This window comes from Clostridioides sp. GD02367 (genome assembly GCF_045900275.1).
Taxonomy (GTDB): Bacteria; Bacillota; Clostridia; order Peptostreptococcales; family Peptostreptococcaceae; genus Clostridioides; species Clostridioides difficile_A.
The window spans coordinates 314503-337169 of sequence record NZ_JBJODK010000002.1 but is presented as its reverse complement, the minus strand read 5'-3'; the positions used below and the strand labels follow the sequence as shown (position 1 = coordinate 337169).

Below are 22667 nucleotides of genomic sequence, written 5' to 3'. Positions count from 1 at the left end.
ACACATAATATATTTTGATATAATTAAGTTATTAATAAAGTATTCCAAGTATCTAAGAAAAGAAAAGGAATACTTATTTTTATGTTTTATTTTTAATGGAGGCTTATATGAACTTAGAAAAATTAAAAAAATTTTTTGGATTTCCTCTAGACAAAGAACATAAAGAAAACGTTGAAAAAGAGCTTTGCAATTATCTTTATCATACAGGGAAAATCATTTGTATAATAATAATAATATCCCAAATAATTATGATTATATCAATATCAGCTAGAGAAGGTGGCCCTTTTGCCACTCCAAGACGCCAATGGTATTTTTGTATGTACATAACACTGTTTTCTGTATCTTCAATCTTTATGTTTGTATTTTCTTATCTTTGGAATAAAAAAAAGGAATATTGCACTTTTTATATAAACTTATGGGTAATTTATGTATCCTTTTTCTGCCTATGGGGATGTGTAATTACTCTACTCGACCAATTAGGTGGAAATGACTTAAGTGTATTTAGTTACATTATGTTAGCAGCTGCGGCTTTTTCAGTATTAAAATTCGGAGAATCAATAATAGTTTTTGGTGGATGCTTTTTATTTCTTAACTTTTTCTTACCTGGAATTCAAACTATACCAGGTAATGAATTTAGTAATATCGTTAATACTTTTTTTATAACATCACTTGCTATTTTTGTTTCTACAATGCTATATAGAAGTCGTGTATTTACTTATTATGACAAACTTCTAATTCGCCAACAATATGAGGAAATATATCATATAAATAATTTACTTAATCATAAAGTTATGATAGATGAACTAACTAAAATGAATAATCGTAGATACCTTGAAGATATTCTACAAAAAAAATTAATCAGCTATGCAAATCAAGTACCTATAACTGGAATGATGCTAGATATCGATTACTTCAAGCAATTTAATGATACCTATGGGCATCAAAAAGGAGATTATTGCTTGCAAAGTATCGCTAAAGTAATTTTAGATTTTACAAATTCTGAAAATGCACATGCTATACGATATGGTGGCGAGGAATTTTTTATATGTATTTTCAACTGTGATGAAGAAGATGCTAAACTTAAATCAGAATGTTTACGAAAAATTATAGAAAATTGCCATTTTGAACGTGATGATGTTCCTTCAAAATGTGTAACTGTTAGTATTGGAGTTTATACAAAGAAAATTGAAGAAAAAATAACATTAGAAGAATTTATAAGTTACTGTGATAAAGCTCTATATACTGCAAAAGAAGAAGGACGTAATTGTGTGGAATTTTATTAAAAAATATATAAATAAAAGTATTAATCCTTCATGCTTAAATTTTTCAGGAAAAATTTTTTTATATTTACAGTAAGTAAACACTATTAAATAAACCTATAAATTAGACTTTTAAACTTAAGTCTCACTTATAGGTTTATTATTTTCTGAATATTAATTATTTTGAATTTTAATATTTATAAGCTATACCATTAAATCTAAGTTATATTTTCAAATATATTATTATCTAATTTTCCATTTCTTTAATCAACGAAACATTTTGCTTTTCTATAGAATTTAACACATCTGTATCAGCTCCTATATCATAATCTGGCTGATACCATGATTTATTACTAAAATAACTCTTATATGGCTCTTCTTTAAACACATACCCATATCTTGCAAATATTTCATTTCTTATATAGGCTAACTCTCCTTTGCTATAACCCTCGAGTTCTTCTCTAGTCAAAACTCTTGAATCACTATCATATATAATATAATCATCATCATAACTTACTTCTTTACTTTTTGAGTTAGAATCTGAATTTGAATCACTTTTACTATTCTTGGTATTATTTTTTTCTTTATCACTCTCATCACTTGTTTTATTATTTATGCTTTTGATAAATTTATCAGCTTCTTCTTTGGAAATTTTGTTAAGTGTACCACTTACTTTGTCAGCTTCTAATGAAATTTCATTACTATTATATCTAGTTACAGACAGTTTTTTATTTGATGAACTATCCTTACTTTTTAATACCATACTATTGCTATCTGAACTTTCTACTTTATATTTAATCGTATAATTACCTTCTTCTTGGTTTTTAGTATAAAGTTTTATTTTATCAGGTTCTTCAAACTCAAATATATTATACTCATCAGCCTTCCAAAAACCACTTAAATCTTTTGGCTCTAGATTTTTAGAATAAATCAATTCATTTTCTAAATAAATCTCTGAGTACTTTTGTATATTACTCATTTCAACTTTATCTTTCTTAGTCTTCATATTATAAAAATGTACTTCCTTATTCTTGCTAGAATATACTATGTTCTCTGAATTAAAGGAATAACCAATCACATCACTTGCTATCTTCTCTTTATCTAAAAATAATTCACCACTTGATTTAATATAAAGTAATTTATCATTATTAATAATAGATAAATTAGAATTTTCTTTCATGTCATTTCCTATTTTTTCTTCTTCTTTATTATCTTTCTTGATATATATGTCACCATCAGAATTTATAAATACAATACCATCATTAATTAAACTTATATAATCAATATCAGATTTTATTTTCTTAGATTCGTCTTTTCCTACTTCTTTTTCATATAATTCATCATCACTATTTATAAAGTAAAATTTATTATTTCTATATCTATAAGACCTAACATCTGATGCTATTTTTTCACTTTTTCCATTTTTATATAAATACAATTCTCCTTTTAAGTCTTTATAATTATACTCACTTATATACATAATATCTTCATCATCAGATTTTACTCCCCATAAATTCGATACATCCGAACTAATCTTAACTTTATCATTTTTATCTAAGCTTTTTAAGTATAAATTATCATCATTATTTATAAATATCACATCGCCTTTATTGTTTATAATATCAAAATTTTTTATATCTGTTGATATTTTTTCTTTATCTCCATTTTCTTTATATAGATATAACTCTTCATCTGTATTAACATAATATATATACTTTCCATCTTGAGATATCTTATATAATACAACATCATTGGCTATTTTTTCTTTGTCTTTCCCATCATACTTTACATACAAAGAATTTTCTGATGATATATATGCCATAGTCTTTGAAGAAGGAATAAATTCATATGAGTTAAGTTCACTAGAAATTAAGTCTGATGCTAATTTTTCCTTTTCTTTTTTTAAATTGTATTTATACAAATTATTCTCTTTATCCTGAATTAATATAGATTGCTCCCCATTTATATAATCTCTCTTTGTATCTATAGGTATATCTGATGCTATTTTTTCTTCATCCTTACCTTGTGTCTTTATATATACATCTGTCATACCATCAGAATTATCCTCATCTCTTTTTAATAGTATAAGAGAATTATCTCTTTTATCCTGACTATTTTTAGAATTATTTTTTGTACAACCTGTGCATATAAGTACCAAACTTAAAACCATAAATAACCATTTCTTAGACATTCTTACTCCCCCTCATATAATAGATAATGTAATAAATATTTTTTATATTTAACATTTTACACATTTTCATACTATAGCCTTATATATTTGTAATATAAAGCTAGCCTACAAATTCATTTATATTTTTTCCATAATTATCTAAAATCACTTTATAGTTTATAGTATATCACAACAAACGTTATCCTATCACATTAACTATAACTACTCCAAAAGCCTTTAATGCTTCTTGAAGTACTTCATTTCCTCCATAAGGATATCCTATGGGATTAAAATAAAGTTTTGAAGTTTTTTCTTCAATCATTTTACAACCTTCTATTGTATAATCACCTATACCAATTTCAGAAAATACAGTTTCAAAATCCCACGGAACAGATTTCAAATACTCTTGTCTTTTTTCTTCATCTAACTGTTTATATTTCTCCCAAAACATTTTATTTTCTTCTTCTGTTGGCCACCAAAAATAATCTAATTCTTCTCTATAATAAAAATCTTCCACTCTTTCTAAAATATAATATTCCAAATCATTAACTTGTACACAATCATTTTTTATACTTGCTATATATGAAAATAAATTCTCAATCCTCTTAAATACTTCAATATTATCAACATTAAATTCAATAAAACAAAATTCACACATCATATTCCCCTCCTAACTTGAATACTTTATACTTATATTGTATTGCAAAATAAAATTAATTAAATCATATGTTTACAAGTACAATAAAAATAACTTGCATATATCCAAACTAGATAATATACAAGTTATTTACTATTTTTATGCTTAAAATTATATAATTGTACTATAATTTATAATTATTAGAATTCAGCATTCTTAGGAGTTCTTGGGAAAGGTATAACGTCTCTTATATTAGACATACCTGTCATATACATAATTATTCTTTCAAATCCAAGACCAAATCCAGAGTGAGTAGCAGTACCAAATTTTCTAAGCTCTAAATACCACCAGTAATCTTCTTCTCTTAATCCCATTTCATGAATTCTATCTAATAAAACGTCTTCTCTTTCTTCTCTTTGAGAACCCCCAACTATTTCTCCAACACCAGGAACTAATAAATCCATTGCTCTAACAGTTTTACCATCTTCATTCATTCTCATATAGAATGCTTTTATATCTTTTGGATAATCAGTTACAAATACTGGACAGTTGTATATTTGCTCTGTTATATATCTTTCATGCTCAGTTTGAAGGTCACATCCCCATTCAACTGGATACTCAAATTCATGACCTGATTCAATTAATAACTCTACTGCTTTAGTGTATGTTATTCTAACAAATTCAGAGTTTACTATCTTATTTAATCTTTCTAATAATCCTTTATCTATAAAACTATTAAAGAATTCCATTTCTTCAGGAGCATTTTCTAAAACATAACTTATAACATATTTTATCATATCTTCTGCAAGTTCCATGTTATCTTCAAGGTCTGCAAAAACTATTTCTGGTTCTATCATCCAGAACTCTGAAGCATGTCTTCCTGTGTAAGAGTTTTCAGCTCTAAATGTAGGTCCAAAAGTATAAACATTTCTAAAAGAAAGTGCCATTATTTCAGCATTTAATTGTCCACTAACTGTTAAATTTGCTTCTTTTCCAAAGAAATCTTGAGTATAGTCTATTTTTCCATCTTCAGTTTTTGGAATATCATTTAAATCCATAGTTGTTATTCTAAACATTTCTCCTGCACCTTCACAGTCACTACCTGTTATGATTGGAGAATGTGCATATACAAAGTTTCTTTCTTGGAAAAACTTGTGTATAGCATATGCAGCTATTGATCTTACTCTAAATACAGCTGAGAAAGTATTACTTCTTGGTCTTAAATGTGCTATTGTTCTTAAGTATTCAAGTGTATGTCTTTTCTTTTGTAGCGGATATGAACTATCTGATTCCCCTTCTACAACTATACTTTTTGCATGTATCTCTACAGGTTGTTTAGCTCCTTCTGTAGATACCAATTCACCTTCCACAAATATAGATGAGCTTATTGCTAATTTTCCTATTTCTTTAAAATTTTCTACTTTCTCATCAAATACTATTTGCATATTCTTAAAAAAGCTTCCATCATTTAACTCTATAAATCCAAAGTTCTTAGATACTCTAGATGTTCTTATCCATCCAGCTACTTTTACAGTTTTTCCTATGTACTGCTCTTTGTCTCTGTACAATTCTTTTACTGTTATAAATTCCTTTTGCATTTTAAATCCTCCTAGTATAATTATTATTAATTTCTTATAAATATAATTTCAATAAAAAAAAGCCCTTCATCCCTATATAAAGGGACGAAAGACTATTACTCTCGCGGTACCACCCTAATTGTCATAAATGACCTCTTAGTTAAGCAATGCTTAAAGCCTATAACGGTGCCTTCCGTCTAAGTCTACTTGCTAAACAAGCTTTCGATTAGAAACTCCAAGATGTTCTTCAATATAAACCTCGTATTGAGCTCTCACCGTCCTCAACTCGCTAAAACTACATTTTATATCTACTCTTCTCTTCACAGTATTTATCTTTTATTATTTCCGCTAATTAACAAAATTATACCAATTTATAAATTTTTAGTCAATAAATTTATGAAATTGATACTGATTGCTATTTATAAAAAAAGTAGAGTAGCACATTGTTCATCAAACTAGATATAAGTCTACAAGCCAATACTACTCTACAAAATTACAATAAATACTTATTTTTATCATTGAATCTTACAATTTTTATAACTTACTTCCATTGTCAACCCAATCTTTTGCTTCCTCAACACTATTAAGTGAAGGTATTGAAACTTTACTATGAGGTTTTAATTTTTCAACATCAGCCCATGCTGCTGTTGACTCATTTCCAACTAAAAGTGGACTTCTAAGTCTTTTATTATCTTTGCCTTTTAATGCTCTTGCTTTCTTATTTTCCAAAACTATCACCTCTATTATTTATTTTGTAATAGTTTTAGCAATTTTTCAAATTAAATTCATAAGTTGAGATTATAATGATTTTTAAATAAATAATATACATTTTTAATACCTAATTCATTCCTATTTTTATCCAAAATTTTTATTTCATATTACAAAATATACGACTATCTTTTTATTTTAATATTAATTTTTGGTACTATTTTTTAATATAAAAAACATACTAAAAATCTGATTATCCCCTAGAACACAGTACCTATCCGCATATATACAGGACTAACAAAGCCATTTTACTACTAATTTACTACTACCGAATGAGCCTTGATACGTTGATAAGTCCTAGAAATGCAAAGATATGGTATTAACACATCAGTATTGTATCAAAAAAAACTAAATATTTTATAGAACATGGAACACGAAAAAAGGTGTTCCTTTTCTATTTGCAGGCGTTCTTAATTGAGCGTCTTTTTTCATGCAAAATTACTATGAAAGGAAATACTATGAAAACAAAATCGAAAAGTATATTAAGAAAATTAACAACCTATATCATGGTTTTAGTAACTGTCTGCGGTACGTTTTTAACAAACCCTACCTCTGTTTCAGCTAGTGAATTGGTTCTAAACGAACCGACTGAATATAGTTATACAGGAGTAAGCCCACACTTAGGTTATGCAATCACGCACAATCCAATTTATGTTATGAAGATGGACGGAAAGAAAGTATTCTGTGTAGAATCTGGAATCTTCACTACGACAGGTGGTGGTTATATTCCAGAGGGTACATAACCGTTACAGAGGTAACCGCTCCTAACGGCTATTTCAACAAAGGAGAAATCAAGAAAGTTGTTATTAAGCCTAATGAAACAGTCAAAGTTACGTTAAATAACAAAGAACAATTAGGGCAGGTTCTTCTTGCTAAAACAGGAAAAGAATTTGGTACGACTATGTTCAATCAATACTACTCCTTAAAAGGTGCAGTCTATGGAATCTATAAAGAAGATGGTACGAAAGTTACCACCATAACAACAGACGAATACGGAAAAGCTATTTCTTCAAATATTAAGCTAGGAAAATACTATGCTCTTGAAGAAACAGCTCCAGCAGGTTATGTATTGAATCAAAACAAGATTCCATTTGAGTTAAAATATGCAGGTCAAACCGTAGATACTGCGGTTCAATCTACTACTGTAAAAGAAGTTGTTATCACTGGTGGCTTTGACCTTGTGAAGTTTGGAAACTATGACTGGCAAACAACATTAGCTAGTATCTTAAATCCAAAAGAAATCATTGAGAAACAGGTTGTTGATACGAATAGCATTGAGAGTTTTGTAGAATCCTTTAGCAAGGAATATTTTTCATGGCAACAGTCGCAAGATTCACAGGACAAACGAATTGAACGTTTGAAGAATTATCTGACTGAAAACCTACAACAGTTGAATACTGAAATGGTTCGCTCGGATATTCCTACTAGTTCTATTGTCAACAGCTTTCAAGTAAGGAGTGTGAAACAGAACAATGAAAATGCCTATGATGTACTCTTTTCAGTAGGACAACAGATTTCAGAGGGCGAGAACAAAAAGAATATCGTTTCCACCTATACTGTTACTGTCTATGTAGATGAAGTAGGAAATATGGTAATTATTAAGAACCCTACCATTGACATCAAGCCACAAAAGGCAAGCTATGAGCCTGTACTTTCTGATAGTGACGGAACGGTGGACGCAAATACAACAGAGGAAATTAATAGTTTCTTAGACACATTCTTCAAGCTCTATCCTACTGCAACAGAAAAAGAGCTATCTTACTATGTAAGTAATCAAGCACTTGATGTAATTAATAAAGATTATGTATTTGTGGAACTTGTGAATCCTGTTTATACACAAGTTAACAATCAAGTGACCGCTATTGTAACAGTGAAATACCTTGATAAGGAAACCAAAGTTACACAGCTTTCTCAGTTTGAGCTTACTTTGCAGAAAAATGACAACTGTAAAATAATAATGGAATAGTTTCTATGTAAATATATTTTTACTATCTTACCTAACTAATTGAAAGATGATATAATTTAATCAAATATTTGGTAAGGAGGGATGAATATGCATTTAATTGATTTTATGAATGAAGATATTAAAAAGAAGCTTGTTAAAAAAACGTATAAAAAGAAAGAGACTATTCTTTTTGCTGAGCAAGAAAATGAATATGTAATTCTTATGATTGACGGTATTGCAGAAGCATTCATCTTAAATGTGAAAGGAAACATCTCAACTATTCATCTTTATAGAAGTGGTAGTTTTTTTGGAGAAATGGAACAATTTAATGATGGGAAAAAACCCGTTGAAATTGTCGCTTTCACAGATTGTAATGTATATAAACTTCATAGAGATGATTTTTTAAACTGGTTAAGGGGAGATTTTGAAGCTACAAAATTTCTGATTCGAGAAATATCTAGTAAATTAGTTGTAAATGCTGAATTAATTGAAGAATTATCATCTTTAAGTGTTAAAGAACGACTTCTGAGGTGTATATCCTTACACTATTATAGAAGTGAATTAAATCTGCTTACCAAAAAACAGCTTGCTAGCGAAGTAAACGCTCCAATTAGAAGCATTAATCGTGCTATAAATGAATGTGTACAAGAACATCTAATTGCTTATGAAAACAAAAGATTTAGTGTAATTAATCAGCGAGAGGTATTAAAGAATCTTCCTACAACATAAGTATAATTTCAAAAAAGTATTGGATAATAATTATTCAATACTTTTTTATTTCGGGTCAAGTGACCTATTTTTTTTTATTTCTTCATTATATAATACTCCTATGCATAATTATGTTGGATTGATAGCTAATAAAAGAAAGTGAGAGGTGTTATATTATGACTAAAACACAACAGGAAATGATACAAAACGTATTAGAATTTTCAAAAAGAGATAGTAGGATAATAGGACTTGCAATTAGCGGTTCTTATATCACAAAATCGTTAGATGAATATTCTGATTTGGATTTTCTGATTGTAGCAGATGATAAATCCTATGAAGAAGTTATCGAAGAGAGATTACTTATTGTGGAACAGTTTGGAACATTAGTTTCTGCTTTTACTGGCGAACACGTTGGAGAACCTCGATTGATAATTTCCCTCTATGATTCCCCTGTTCTTCATGTTGATTTTAAGTTTACAACCTTAGATGGTTTACTAGATAGGGTTGAAGATTCAGCTATTCTCTATGAAGAAAACAACTGCATAACAGAAATTTATTCTAAAAAAGAAGCATACTTCCCAACTCCAGACTTACAGTGGATTGAAGATAGATTTTGGATTTGGGTTCATTACGCTTGCACTAAGATTGGACGTAGAGAACTATTTGAAACAATTGATTTTTTATCTTTTTTAAGACAATCAGTACTTGCCCCATTAATACAGCTTCTCTTAGGTAAATTACCTCGTGGAGTTAGAAAAATTGAATTGGACGCACCCCAATATATTGAAGCATTAGAAAAGACGGTTGCTACCCATGAATATGAAAGCTGTGTTAATGCATTGCAGGCTACTATCAACCTGTATCTTGAGTTAAGAGAGGAATTATCACAAAGTCCTATTGTCCGAAAGGTTGAAGCTGAAAGGGTTGCATTACAGTATTTTCAAGATTTAATCAAATAAACCCAAAGTAAAAAAACATTGAATAGTAAATTTGAAAGTAACAGTATGGAGGATAACTATGAGTGATATTTTAAGTAGAATTACAAATAAAATTGGGGATAAGAATATAGTTGATAAGTTAGCAGCTCTATCAAAATCAGATTTGAACTCACTTCTATTAGAAGTGTTTGATAGACAAGCAAATACTTTAACTGCAACTGATATTCTAAAGTCATACCAACTAAATAGATTTACTATCCCTAGCGGTATAGATCCAGAAGAAATTCATGCTTTGGAATCAAAATTATTGAGAAAAGCATTCAATATGGATATCAAGACGATTATGCTTTCTCCCTCTGCTCCATTAGGTAGCTGTAGCGTTTTTGGCTCCGTAGATCAATATAACGTAGTAAGTGCTCTACGAGGGACAGAAACACTTGCAGACCCCTCAAATATGTTGGCAATAATTATTGCTGATAAATTAAAAAGAAAAGAAGAAAATAATACCATACCTATCCACATGGCTACTACTGCTAGGGCAATAAGAGCACAAAATTTTGTAGGTAAAGGTTTATATTCACATTTTGGCTTATATTGTATGGTTTCATCTGGTATAGATACAGGGTCTTACACTTGTGAAAAAATGTTGTTAGAAAAGCATTTAAACTATTATAAAGATATATTAAGTGAAATAGAAAATGTTCGTTTCTCTATTATTCTACGCAAAAGAAACGGATACAAAGATAATGACGGATTTTTCGACAGAATGGTTGAAACTATCAAACTTATTTTTCCTAATATAGAGTTATCAATTCATAATGATGATGTTGATAATAATTATTATAAAGGTATCAATTTCAAATTATTGGTCAAACAAGGAAATGAAACCGTTGAAATAGTTGACGGTGGATTTGTTGACTGGACTTATCAAATGCTTGGAAATAAAAAAGAACGCTGTTTGATAAGTGGTATTGGCTTAGAAAGATTTCTTGTAGCTGTTTCATAAAAGGAGAAGAAAAATGGAACTTATAGAGTGGAATTATGCTTATATTACCGATTTAGTTGAGTTTGCGAATGATAAAGAAATTGCAAAGAATCTTCGTGACAACTTCCCCCACCCTTATAGGGAGCAAAACGCTAGAGATTTTATTAGTTTTTGTTTGGCAACTCCAGATGTTAAACAACTTAGCTATGCTATTTTTTATCAAGAAAGGGCTATTGGAAGTATCTGCCTAACATTTGAAGAAGATACCTCTATTAATAAAAATGCTGAATTAGGTTACTAGCTTGCTAGGAACTATTGGGGCAAAGGGATAGCAACAAATGCAGTAAAAGAAATATGCAAAATTGCCTTTGAAAAATACAACCTTAACAAAATTCATGCTAATGTATATTCCTACAATAGAGGGTCAAGTAAAGTATTGGAAAAATGTGGTTTTAAGATTGAAGAATACTGTCACAATTCCATAATAAAGAATAGAAAAATGCCGATACTCCTTGTAGATACAGGATATATCGGCATTTACCAACTTATGAAAAGATAATCAAATTTAATATAAGTTTTTTTTATGACAAACTATACAATAAAATTAAACTACTAATTAAAGATACTTTTTTATTTACAAAGTATTTGCTATCTGTTGAATTGTATTTTTCAAATCTAAAATCCCATATCCTTGTGATACATTAGGATATGTATATATATCAAGTTTTGTTGCTCCCAATATTAAATATGTTTTTAAAACTTGTGTAAATAATGATAACCTTGGTATATTATCTTGTTTTTCTAGATATTCCATTAATAAAGCTAAGACACCAGTAACTATAGAACTACTAATACCTGTTCCTGTTCCTGTATTATATGTTCCGTTTTTGTATGTAGATATTATGTCTACACCTGGTGCTACTATATCTGGTTTAATTCCTCTTCCTCTAATTGGACCTTTTGAAGAACCAATCCACATACTATCTGTTTTATTGTTAAATGTACCCACTGTGATTACATCATCACTAGCTGCATACATCGTTATTGTCGCAATTGAATCAGGGTCCAGAAATCTTGTATCTGGAGCTATCAGGTTTTTATTCGGTAAATATATATCATATTCTCCTCCTATTATAAGTTCTGAAGTCAATCTTAAAGTCCATACTCCAGGTTTTATATCTCTTAACTTTATCTCCAAGTTTTCTTTTCCAGAAGTGATATATGGATAAATAAATCGCATTGCATAAGTAGTATTTTCTAAGTTGAATTTTCCTCTATATACATAAAAGTCTGGAGAATATCTTATATCATGACTAACTTCACCTGAAGGAGATATTATCTGTGCTCCTATCTTATCTGGACCATTCGTATTTAGTGTTATATCAAGTGCATAGTCATCTCCATCTTGTATTATTACATCTTGTACTTCACCTACACTACTAAATCTTCCAGAATAATGAATATCTGTATTGCCTTGATTACCTGCACCACTCACTACTACCACACCAGCACTACTCAATAGATTAAAAGTATCTAATATTGAAGTAGTTGCTACAGCACCTGATTTAACTCCAATAGTTAAATTTATTATTATAGGCTTATTTTCTGTTCTTGCTATATTAGTGACATATGTTATAGCAGCTAGAAAATCTGAAACACTGTAATTTATCCTTCCAGTGTAATAAGTATCCACATATGATTTTAATTTAACCACTATTAAGTCTGATTCTGTAGTAATACCTCTATACTGTGAATTTACCCTTCCATTTCCAACCAATATACCAGAAGCCAAAGTTCCAGTACCTATATTATCTTGACTTAAACTCCCATCATTTCTACTTATAGCTATATTTAACTCACTTCTTGTAAATTCACTTCCAAAAATAAAACCTTCTGGAGGTGGATTTGTATTTGCTTCTTGGTCCCATAGTTTTAAAACTTTACTACTTCCATCCGCATTTATAAAGTCAGGATGTAAGTAATCTATGCCTGAATCTATAACTGCCAGTAGGATTCCTCTTCCTGTTATATCATTGTATGGATTTTCATAGATATATTCAGTTTCGGCAGCTGTAGTGATAGTTTCTCCGTTATTTACATTGTTAGTTATATCAATCAAACTACTCATGGGAGCTGACTCTTCCCACCATGCTACTTGCAATATGTTATTTAAAATAGTTTCATCAAAATCCATAGGTACATATATTACTGCAAGCTGGCTATTTAAAACCATATACCTATTTATACCATTTTCTTGGAGTGCAGTTTCTATATCGCCTTGATAAATTATACAATAAGATTTTTCCATAAATCCCTCCTACCTTAACACATCAAACATACCCCTAACATCTAAAGAACCATATCCGGCACTTGTATTTGGATATACTGTATTTAAATTTTTCTTAGCCCCAGCTTGCATAAATGTTTTTACTTTTTGAACATATGCTTGATTTGGATATCTACCATCAGCAAAAGTATATTGAAAATACATTGCAGCAGCTCCTGCAACGTGTGCACTTGCTGCTGCTGTGCCAGTTATAGTTGCATATTTATTTCCAGGATAAGCTGCTATTATATTTACTCCTGGTGCCACTAAATCTGGCTTCAATCTATTTTCAATGGTTGGCCCTCTTGATGAGCTTTGCCATAAACTATTGTTGATAGTGTTATATGCTCCTACAGTTATTAAATCATCTTGAATAGCTGGATAATTTATAGTAAAAAAAGGGTCAACTTGTCTAAATCTAGTTCCACTTTTTAGAAGCACTCTATTTGGTAAATACAAGTTATATATACCATTTATAATATAAACCCCAATTAATCTGATTTTCCAAAGGCCTCTTTTAGCATTTTTCAAGGTAATATTAGTGAACTGCTGACCTGAAAAAGTAGTTGGATATACATATGTTATAAAATAATCAGTTCCTTCTAAATCAAATAAACCAGTAACTCTATTGTAACTTGATACACCTACACTTTTACTCTCTTCACCTGAAGGTGATACTATTACTACATCTGCCTTATCTGGCTTGTTTAACCAAAGTTCTAATGATAATTCTTCTTCATCTTCACTTAACTCCAACTCAATATCAACAGAGCCATCTTCATGTAGTATCCTTCCAGATGTATGTGTTTGTGTATTGCCCTCATTTCCTGCCCCTGCTGTTATGCATAGACCTCTTGTAAAGAAAGCTTTTTCACTATTACTCCTATTAGTTAAGCCAGCTAGACTACTACTACCCAAAGATACATTTATAACTAATGGTCTTCCAAGTTCAAAAGCTTTTTTATATGCATATTGAGACGCAGCAAATAGCATTGCACTATTATAAAAACCATCTATCTTACCAAGTTTTATTATTATTAATTCTGCATCTTCTGCTATCCCTGCATATTCACTATTTACATTTCCCAATCCTGCACATATACCACTAAGCATTGTTCCTTGACCAACCTCATCCTGAGATAGACTAGGGTCATTATTTGCAATAGCTCGATTTATATCTTCTCGTGTATATTCTGTTCCAATATAAAAACCTTCAGGCGGACTTCCTTCTTTGGTTTGATCCCATAAATATACTATCTTTGAAGTTCCATCTGGATAAATAAAATCTTTATGTAGATAGTCTATTCCTGTATCTGCAATCGCTATTAGAGTACCCCTTCCTGTTATTGTAATATTTGGATTGTTTTTAAAGAAATTTACACCTATCTCTTCTGTTGCAACTATACCACCAAAAGTCCCTTGATTAATAGTTCCAAGTAATGACATCTTTATAGTTGATTCTGACCTTATAATTGATGGAAGTTCCAATATCCTTTGTATACTATTATAATCAGAAGCATCTATAGGTAATATGCCTAATGAATCGCTTAATTTAATAAAATTAGAGCCCATACCTAAAGCATTTAATTCACTTTCAAATTCAGGAGTATGAATTATATTTATTCCTGCCAGAACCCCAGTTTGTCTATTCATATCCTCATTACAAAAACTATCTAAGCTAATATCATTTTTTATATTATTATAACCATCTATAAGTTTATAATTATTTTCTTCATCTTTAAATGATTTGTTAACACTTCTATATACAATACCATCAGTCTCCAAGTCTTGATTTATATTAGATAAGGTGTATAAATCTATATCTGCTAAACTTAAAAATCCAAAACCTGATGAATTGTTTGGGTAAGATTGATTAGTTAATCTTCTTGCCCCTTTTAAAAGCAATGCTCTTAATTTCTGAGAGTATAAAAATAAATCATTTCCATTTACAATTCCCCACTCCATAAATAATGAACAGACACCTGTAACATGAGGAGTAGCCATACTAGTTCCACTTAATGCTCCACTTGTACCTCCTGGTAAAAAAGATATTATATCTTCTCCTGGAGCCAATAAATCTGGCTTAAATACACCTAATTGTGTATCTCCTTCCCCAGAAAAAATGGATACTATATCTGTTCTTGAATTAAAACTACCTACTGTTATAACTCTACTTGCTGTCCCAGGAACTGTTACAGTAAGTTCTTGAGTAGGAATCAGAAATCTAGTATTTCTATTTAATCCTTCAGAAGTTGGCAAATATATGTTTACATTACCAGTTACAATGTCTATTGGTTCAAATATAATTCTCCATAAACCTGGATTTATTTGTGTATTTGAACTTAATTGCAAGGTCACTCTCCTTGTGAGAGAATATGGTGCTATAGGATAAAAATAACCAGTTACTCTAGTTTCTCCCAAAGTATTTCTTATTTCGCCTGAAGTCAGAGAAATTGATTGTGTTTGAGTATTTGATGGACTTACCAAATGTACACTAAAGTCATCAACAAAATCTGGCCATATATTTATATTTAATATACGTTCTCCTTCTCCAACTACAAACTCAACTTCTTCTGTAATATTATTTCGCAGTCTAATCCTTTTATGACCACCTTTATCTGCATTATTTCCAGCTGCTACAACTATATTATTTTTCCAAAATAAACACATATCATCTATATATTGTTCAAATAAGGATGTTCCCCTATGTGAGCCTTCATTACTTCCATAACTTATGTTTAGCGTAACAGGCATTCTTAATTCTAATGCCCTATCTAAAATAAATTTAATTGCCCTCATGAACTCTGTACTTCTTGAAAAAACATCTGTCTGTATATTTCCTACTCTCACCACTATTATCCTAGCATCACTTGCAATAGTTGCACAGATACCTCCAACATGTGTCCCATGTAAACTGGTTGTTGAAATAGGTATATACATATTTCCATCTATTGCATTATTTATATCTTCATTAGTATATAATGTCCCCTCTCTAAAACCCTCTGGTGGATTTCCCTGAATAGATTGGTCCCAATAATATAATATTTTAGACCTTCCATCACTATCTCTAAATACAGGTAGAGTATAATCTATTCCCGAATCGATTATACCAATTATAGTTCCTTTTCCAGTTAATCCAGTTCTATTCTTAAACCCTGTTATTCCTGTGCTTGAAAAACTTTGAACATCCTGAGTCTGTAATATGAAAGGTTTTTCTATAAATTCAATTTCTGGATAAGTTAAAAGTGTATTTACATCTTCTTCATTATTTGATGTTATTATCGCATATGATGAATTAAGTATCTCTACTGAAACTCCTAATTCTTGTTCTAATTTCAATATATCTCCATTGTATTTTACAATTAATTCATAATTTATTATAATCACCTCGATTTCTAAAATTATTATTAATGTATATGTTTTCTGTAGTTCTAAAATGTATCAGAGTATATAATTTTTAAATTTCATTTATGCAAACATATCTTCTAAATAGTATATACTATTTATAAATACTTTAGTTTTTTAGTTCATTACACCCTTTTTTGTATGAAATCAGATATATTTTTATTATTTCAACAATTAAAAAGAGGCTTATCTCTATTTTGAGACAGCCTCATTATTATTTATTTTACCTTGACACCATTAAATTTTTTAGTGCTTTCTCCAAACCTTTTACAGTTAATGGAAACATATTAAATTCACCTTGTATTAATCTTTGAGTCTGATACCAATAACTAATTGAATCCCATCCATCTCTCAATTCTGGATTCAACCATACTATTTTACTATACTTTCTTTTAAATATTTTTAGCCATTCTATTCCAGGAGTATAATTGTATGGTCCACGATAATTACCACCAATATTAAGTAACTCAGTAGGTGACATGGAAGCATCTCCCACAATTATAACTTTATAGTTTTTATCTATATTTTGTAATATCCATTCAGTATCAATAGATTTACTTAGCCAACATTCAGGTGTTGTAAATAATCTATCATAAATACAGTTATGAAAATAATATACTTTTACATCTTTAAAATGGTTTGATTTACTTACAGACTGGAATAATGTATTACATAGAGTGCTATATCCTCTCATTGAGCCACCTGAGTCCATAAGTAATAAAAGCTTCACTGTATTTTTTCTTGGCTTCTCAAAAAACAACTTTAAATACCCTGCATTATTACAAGTCTCTTCAATAGTCTTATCCAAGTCAAGCTCTGTTTTTGGAGTATCTATTCTAGTAGAAAATTGACGAAGCCTTTTTAGTGCTACTTGAAACTGACGCATATTTAGAACTTCATCATCTCTAAAGTCTCTATATTTTCTTTCTCCTGCAACTTCCAAAACAGCTCTCCCATAGGTTGAATTTCCACCTATACGTATACCAGTTTGTCCCTTTCCTGAATGCCCTAATTCAGAAGTACCTCCTGTTCCTATCCAATAATTACCTCCATTATGTGGAGAATCTTGTTCTTTTATACGTTCTTCTAATTTAGCTCTTAATTCATCAAGATTTATATTGGGATTTTGTTCTAGTCTTTCAAATTCTTCTAAATTTATATCTGTTTTATTAAGCCAATTCATAATTTCTTCTGGAATTTCTTCTTGATGTTCTATTCCTTTAAAATACTCTAAAAATACTGCATCAAACTTATCAAAATTACTTTCACTTTTTATTAAAATCATCCTACAAAGGTAGTAGAAATTTGAAAAATTTGAATAACAGAGACCTTTGTCCAATGCTTCGATTAAAGTCATCCATTCATTTAAAGATATATCTAATCCTCTTGCCCTCAATAAATAAAAAAATTTAATAAACATAATTATCCAGCTCCTATTAACTATAAACGTCTTTGCATAGATTCAATATCCTCGTTATTTTTAAGTAGTATTCCTGCAAAAGGAACTTCTTTCTCTATTTTTTCGATAGGAATTCCACTCAAAGTTAATGCTTGTATCCAGTCTATTAATTCTGATGTACTAGGTTTCTTTTGTATTTCTTTTAGCCCTCTAATCCAATAAAAAGTAGTCATTACTTGTTCTAATAGATGTTCTTCTACCTTATCAAAATGTACTTTGACTATTTCTTCCATCATCTCTTTATCAGGAAATTCTATATAATGGAATATACATCTTCTCAAAAATGCATCTGGAAGTTCTTTTTCTGCATTTGAAGTTATAATAACTATAGGTCTTTGTTTAGCCTTTACAGTTTCTTTTGTTTCATTTATGTAAAACTCCATTTTATCTAATTCCCAAAGCAGGTCATTTGGAAATTCTAGGTCTGCTTTATCTATTTCATCTATTAAAAGAATTACTTGTTGCTTTGAACTAAATGCTTCTCCTAATTTACCATATTTTATGTACTTACTAATATCGTCTACTCCTTCTCCTCCAAATTGACTGTCATAGAGTCTTTGAACAGTATCATATACATAAAGACCATCTTGAGCTTTTGTAGTTGACTTTATATTCCAAATTACTAAATCTTTTTTTAGTTCATTTGAAATCGCTTGTGCAAGCATGGTCTTACCTGTTCCAGGTTCACCTTTAATCAAAAGTGGTTTTTCAAGAGCAATAGCAACATTAACTGATGCCATTAATTCTGGTGATACCACATAATCACTAGTACCTTTAAAATTACCTATTTCTTTTTTTATCATAAGTTCTACTCCTTTTAAACAATAATTTTCTAAATGTATATAGAGACTTTATTACTATTTTTAATATAAAAAATAATAAGACAATACATTTGTATAGTATTATTCTAAAATTCTATATCCAAGTAAAATTACCTCTAAAATATTTAAATTTTATCTTTATTTGTCATAATTAAATGAAATATATATTTAAAAAAGCATGAAAAGAGAGTATCTTATACAAAATTTAAATTATAATAAACTTACTTTAACCGAGAATATCACTTTTTTTAGAATTAAGTTATATATAAACATAACTTAATTAATTTTCATCATTTTTAATCATAAATATAAAATTTTAATGTATTTATAATTTCATATTAATCATACTATATTAATACTGCTTTTTATTGTATAATAAGCTATAAATATTAACTTGAACTTAAATTTAGATATTTTAAAATTTAACAAATATAAGAAAGGTTGTGTTGTTTTGCAAGATAAAAAAATTTATTTAAATATTGTACTTACGGTGGTTGTTTCATATATCTTAATTAAAGTTATTGATAATTATAAATACTTTTTTGGAATGGTAAGTCTATTAATGTCACTATTGACACCATTTATAATAGCATTTATATTAGCATATATATTCAATCCATTAGTAAAGTTTTTGGAAAGCAAACTAAATTTTAAGAGAATATACTCATTACTTCTTACTTATGGTGTACTCATAGTTATACTAATTGCCTTTATACTATTTACAGTTCCATCCATAGTAAATAGTTTAGCTGATTTGGTATCTCAAGTTCCTACATATATAGATAAAACAGAGCAGTTTTTATTTGATTTAGGTAAAAGTTTACAATCAGTAGACCCTAACACACTAAAAGAATATGGTGACAAAATTATGAGTGTAATGCCTAAGTTTAGTAACTTACTTATTGGCTCACTTGGAGGAATATTTAGTACTACATTCTCTGTTGGAAAATTTATAGTACAATTTCTTTTAGGTTTTATAATTTGTTTCTATATATTATTAGAAAAAGAAAAATTCTTATTATTTACGAAGAAGATAGTTTATATTTCTTTGGGTAAAAAGTATGGAGATTTTATAATAGAATTATGTCAGAGCTTAAACATGAATATTGGTAAATACTTTACAGGAAAGATTCTAGACTCTTTTATAGTTGGAGTACTTTCTGGAATTGGTCTTTACTTTTTAAAATCTGAATATGCACTGTTATTTGGTACGCTTATGGGTGTTATGAATATGGTTCCATATTTTGGTCCAGTAATAGGTATGGCACCAGTTGTAATAATTAATTTATTCTCTAATCCAACAACTGCACTAACTTCTTTGATTTATTTAATAATAATTCAGCAAGTTGAAGTTACATTTATAGAACCAAAAATCGTAGGTGGACAACTAGGTCTTAGTCCATTTTTTACAATACTAGCAGTTACTGTTGGAGGAGGATTTTTTGGTATACCAGGCATGATTCTATCAGCCCCTGTGATGGGTGTTATAAAGATATATTTCTGTGAATTTGTAAATCGTAGACATGATAAAATACAGATGGAATAAAAATACAATTTAATTACGATTTTGTAATCAAAGGTTACAGCTGTGTAACTGTAATATTATTCTCTTTAATGGTAATATTTAATTATAGGAAACATACAATATTATTAAGTAATGAATCTTATATAATTAAACACGAAAGAGGGTTTTAGTATGAAAAAAGCACTTATATCTTTATTAGTTTTATCTTGTTTGTTATTAACTGCACCAGTAAATGAATCTTCTTATGCTGATTCACAAAAGAATGTTACTGTAAGCCAAAATACTAAATTGACTCAAGAACAAGCTAAAGAACTTTTAATAAAATACAACAATGAAGTTGATTACATATATCAAGGAAATGCTAGCGATTTCGAAGCACTAAAAGCTAAAAATCTTAACGGTTATGTATTTTTACCAGATGCAGATGGTGACATCGGTTACTTTGTAAATGAAAATACTTCTGAGATATATTACTTCCACCCAAGTGGATATCTTGAATTAGTTAATCAACAACAAAATAATAAATAACTAATAAAAAATGGATGCAAATTGATATAAATTTAGCATCCATTTTATTTTTATTTTAAAGTTGTTTCTTTTTTTTGCAATTTAAATATTTATTAATCTTGAGCTTGCTCTTTTATAAGTTTCTTTATATCTACAGCAGGTTCATCTTCCATTTTTACAACTTTACCTTCCCATGTTCTAAGCATAACATAATCTGTTCCTTTTGATACAAGGTATTGTGGAAGTAATGGAGTTTTTCCTCCTCCTTTTGGAGCGTTAACTATATATGTTGGTATAGCCATTCCTGATGTATATCCTCTTAGATACTCCATTATTTCAAGACCATCATCCACTGATGTGTTAAAATGTTTTGTTCCCTTTACATGCTTGCTTTGGAATATATAATACGGTTTTACTCTTATTTTTAATAATTCTTGATTTAAACATCTCATTACAAATTTATCATTATTTATACCATTCAATAACACTGCTTGATTTCCTAATGGAACTCCTGCATTTGCTAGCTTTTCACAAGCTTCTTTAGATTCTTTAGTTATTTCCATTGGATGATTGAAATGTGTATTTATATATATAGGATGATATTTTTTTAGCATATTACAAAATTCATCTGTAATTCTTTGTGGCATTGTAACAAGAGTTCTAGTTCCTAATCTGACATAATCAACATGTGGTATTTCTTTAAGTTGACTAAGAATCCATTCTAAATAATCATCTTTTAATGTAAGAGCATCTCCTCCAGTCACCAACACATCTCTTATTTCTTCATTTTCTCTAATATAGTCTATAGACTCTTGTATAATAGCTTTTGACTTGTGAGAATCTTGTTGACCAATATTTCTTCTTCTTTGACAGTGTCTACAATACATAGCACACTCATTTGTTACATTTATTATCAGTCTATCTGGATATCTTCTTGTTATGCATCCTGCTGGATTTGTGTACTCTTCTCCCATTGGGTCTAAATCTTCTTGCTCATCTTCCAATTCTATATGTGTTGGTATGGCCAGTAATTTTATTGGGTCGCATATATCTTCTGGGTCTATCAGACTCAAATAATACGGGGATATCGCCCATCTAAACTGAGTACCAACCTCTTTTATATATTCTTTTTCTTTTTTAGTTAGAGTTATAATTTTTGATAAAGTATCTACGTCTGTTATTCTATTTGATAATTGCCATTTGTAGTTATTCCAATCTTCTTCTGTTCCATTTAATAAATTTAATATTTTCTGTTTTCGTTTATTTATCTCTTCTTCTTTTTCAAGCCCTCTGTTAATCGTTTTTCTAGCCTGAATATAATCATCAATTTTTGATTTTAGTTCAGCAGCTCTCTCTAAGGATATTCTAGTTTGTTCATTCATAATTCTTCGCTATCAAAATTAACTACTCATATTATTTGATAGCATCCTCCTTTCTGATGTGTTTATATCATTCTGATAGGCAGATTTAACTTTGCCATATAGATTTTATAACAAATAAAATTGAACTTATTTTTGCATTTTTTCTGTTATTTTATACATTTGTGAATATTTTTCCACTTTCGTCAATAAATTACAATATATTATGCATTTTTTTTAACAAATGATTAATTTTTTCTATTTTTAAGAATTATTTTA

At 29.2% G+C, this 22667-nt stretch carries 19 protein-coding genes, 1 pseudogene and 1 other annotated feature; of the genes and pseudogenes, 10 read left to right on the top strand and 10 right to left on the bottom strand.

Annotated elements, in window-relative coordinates; genetic code table 11:
• Positions 1–107 precede the first annotated feature (107 nt).
• Complete coding sequence (locus Q3223_RS03485) at positions 108–1283, top strand: GGDEF domain-containing protein (protein ID WP_054276989.1); 1176 nt, start codon at positions 108–110, stop codon at positions 1281–1283.
• 223 nt (positions 1284–1506) lie between these two features.
• On the opposite strand, the gene Q3223_RS03480 is transcribed toward Q3223_RS03485, so the two are convergent.
• The 4 genes from Q3223_RS03480 to Q3223_RS03465 form a co-directional block, all read right to left on the bottom strand.
• A complete protein-coding gene (locus tag Q3223_RS03480) occupies positions 1507–3450 on the bottom strand; it encodes a YARHG domain-containing protein (protein WP_223195587.1) in 1944 nt (647 codons plus the stop codon).
• Between the two features lie 178 nt (positions 3451–3628).
• Positions 3629–4090: a hypothetical protein gene (locus tag Q3223_RS03475; protein WP_223195586.1), complete on the bottom strand. Its 462-nt coding sequence runs from the start codon at positions 4088–4090 to the stop codon at positions 3629–3631.
• 176 nt (positions 4091–4266) lie between these two features.
• Positions 4267–5664: an asparagine--tRNA ligase gene (gene asnS, locus Q3223_RS03470; RefSeq protein WP_054270713.1), complete on the bottom strand. Its 1398-nt coding sequence runs from the start codon at positions 5662–5664 to the stop codon at positions 4267–4269.
• A gap of 77 nt (positions 5665–5741) precedes the next feature.
• Positions 5742–5976 (bottom strand) — a binding site (T-box leader).
• 201 nt (positions 5977–6177) lie between these two features.
• Positions 6178–6372, bottom strand: coding sequence for a DUF3787 domain-containing protein (locus Q3223_RS03465; protein ID WP_021385202.1), 195 nt, complete (start codon positions 6370–6372; stop codon positions 6178–6180).
• A gap of 608 nt (positions 6373–6980) precedes the next feature.
• Between Q3223_RS03465 and Q3223_RS03460 the strand changes: the two genes are divergently transcribed.
• Positions 6981–7154 carry a hypothetical protein gene (locus Q3223_RS03460; RefSeq protein WP_227832466.1) on the top strand — a complete coding sequence of 58 codons (174 nt, stop codon included), beginning with the start codon at positions 6981–6983 and terminating at the stop codon, positions 7152–7154.
• Positions 7155–7182: 28 nt separating this feature from the next.
• Here the strand turns inward: Q3223_RS03460 and Q3223_RS03455 are convergent, their stop codons facing one another.
• The gene (locus Q3223_RS03455) at positions 7183–7320 is read right to left on the bottom strand and encodes a hypothetical protein (protein ID WP_207644673.1); all 138 of its coding nucleotides are present in this window, start codon (positions 7318–7320) and stop codon (positions 7183–7185) included.
• Between Q3223_RS03455 and Q3223_RS03450 the strand changes: the two genes are divergently transcribed.
• The 6 genes and pseudogenes from Q3223_RS03450 to Q3223_RS03425 all read left to right on the top strand — a co-directional run.
• Entirely contained in the window at positions 7313–8377 is a 1065-nt protein-coding gene (locus tag Q3223_RS03450) for a conjugal transfer protein (protein WP_207644672.1), read from the top strand. The two genes, Q3223_RS03455 and Q3223_RS03450, sit on opposite strands and share 8 nt — an antisense overlap.
• 87 nt (positions 8378–8464) lie before the next feature.
• The gene (locus Q3223_RS03445) at positions 8465–9085 is read left to right on the top strand and encodes a Crp/Fnr family transcriptional regulator (RefSeq protein ID WP_009897384.1); all 621 of its coding nucleotides are present in this window, start codon (positions 8465–8467) and stop codon (positions 9083–9085) included.
• A 155-nt stretch (positions 9086–9240) separates the two neighbouring features.
• Positions 9241–10023 carry an aminoglycoside 6-adenylyltransferase gene (locus Q3223_RS03440; protein ID WP_054273873.1) on the top strand — a complete coding sequence of 261 codons (783 nt, stop codon included), beginning with the start codon at positions 9241–9243 and terminating at the stop codon, positions 10021–10023.
• 58 nt (positions 10024–10081) lie between these two features.
• Positions 10082–11008: a hypothetical protein gene (locus tag Q3223_RS03435; RefSeq protein ID WP_074179690.1), complete on the top strand. Its 927-nt coding sequence runs from the start codon at positions 10082–10084 to the stop codon at positions 11006–11008.
• Between the two features lie 13 nt (positions 11009–11021).
• Positions 11022–11288, top strand: a complete 267-nt coding sequence (locus tag Q3223_RS03430; RefSeq protein ID WP_227832463.1) for a hypothetical protein — start codon at positions 11022–11024, stop codon at positions 11286–11288.
• Between the two features lie 12 nt (positions 11289–11300).
• Positions 11301–11546 (top strand): annotated as a pseudogene (locus Q3223_RS03425) (GNAT family N-acetyltransferase); the annotation flags it as partial.
• A 75-nt stretch (positions 11547–11621) separates the two neighbouring features.
• Here the strand turns inward: Q3223_RS03425 and cspC are convergent.
• From cspC to Q3223_RS03405, 4 genes are all read right to left on the bottom strand, one after another.
• Complete coding sequence (gene cspC / locus Q3223_RS03420; protein WP_074179689.1) at positions 11622–13295, bottom strand: bile acid germinant receptor pseudoprotease CspC; 1674 nt, start codon at positions 13293–13295, stop codon at positions 11622–11624.
• A 9-nt stretch (positions 13296–13304) separates the two neighbouring features.
• Positions 13305–16700 carry a bifunctional germination protease/germinant receptor pseudoprotease CspBA gene (gene cspBA / locus Q3223_RS03415; RefSeq protein WP_074179688.1) on the bottom strand — a complete coding sequence of 1132 codons (3396 nt, stop codon included), beginning with the start codon at positions 16698–16700 and terminating at the stop codon, positions 13305–13307.
• Positions 16701–16941: 241 nt separating this feature from the next.
• On the bottom strand, positions 16942–18138 hold the full coding sequence (locus tag Q3223_RS03410) for a VWA domain-containing protein (RefSeq protein WP_054270718.1): 1197 nt from the start codon (positions 18136–18138) through the stop codon (positions 16942–16944).
• 20 nt (positions 18139–18158) lie between these two features.
• The gene (locus Q3223_RS03405; RefSeq protein WP_054270719.1) at positions 18159–18980 is read right to left on the bottom strand and encodes a MoxR family ATPase; all 822 of its coding nucleotides are present in this window, start codon (positions 18978–18980) and stop codon (positions 18159–18161) included.
• A gap of 469 nt (positions 18981–19449) precedes the next feature.
• Here Q3223_RS03405 and Q3223_RS03400 point away from each other — a divergent pair, with 469 nt between their 5' ends.
• Both Q3223_RS03400 and Q3223_RS03395 read left to right on the top strand, forming a co-directional pair.
• The gene (locus Q3223_RS03400; RefSeq protein ID WP_054270720.1) at positions 19450–20544 is read left to right on the top strand and encodes an AI-2E family transporter; all 1095 of its coding nucleotides are present in this window, start codon (positions 19450–19452) and stop codon (positions 20542–20544) included.
• Between the two features lie 150 nt (positions 20545–20694).
• On the top strand, positions 20695–21051 hold the full coding sequence (locus Q3223_RS03395) for a hypothetical protein (RefSeq protein WP_407811651.1): 357 nt from the start codon (positions 20695–20697) through the stop codon (positions 21049–21051).
• Positions 21052–21143: 92 nt separating this feature from the next.
• Here the strand turns inward: Q3223_RS03395 and eam are convergent, their stop codons facing one another.
• Positions 21144–22412: a glutamate 2,3-aminomutase gene (gene eam / locus Q3223_RS03390; RefSeq protein ID WP_054277022.1), complete on the bottom strand. Its 1269-nt coding sequence runs from the start codon at positions 22410–22412 to the stop codon at positions 21144–21146.
• Positions 22413–22667 lie beyond the last annotated feature (255 nt).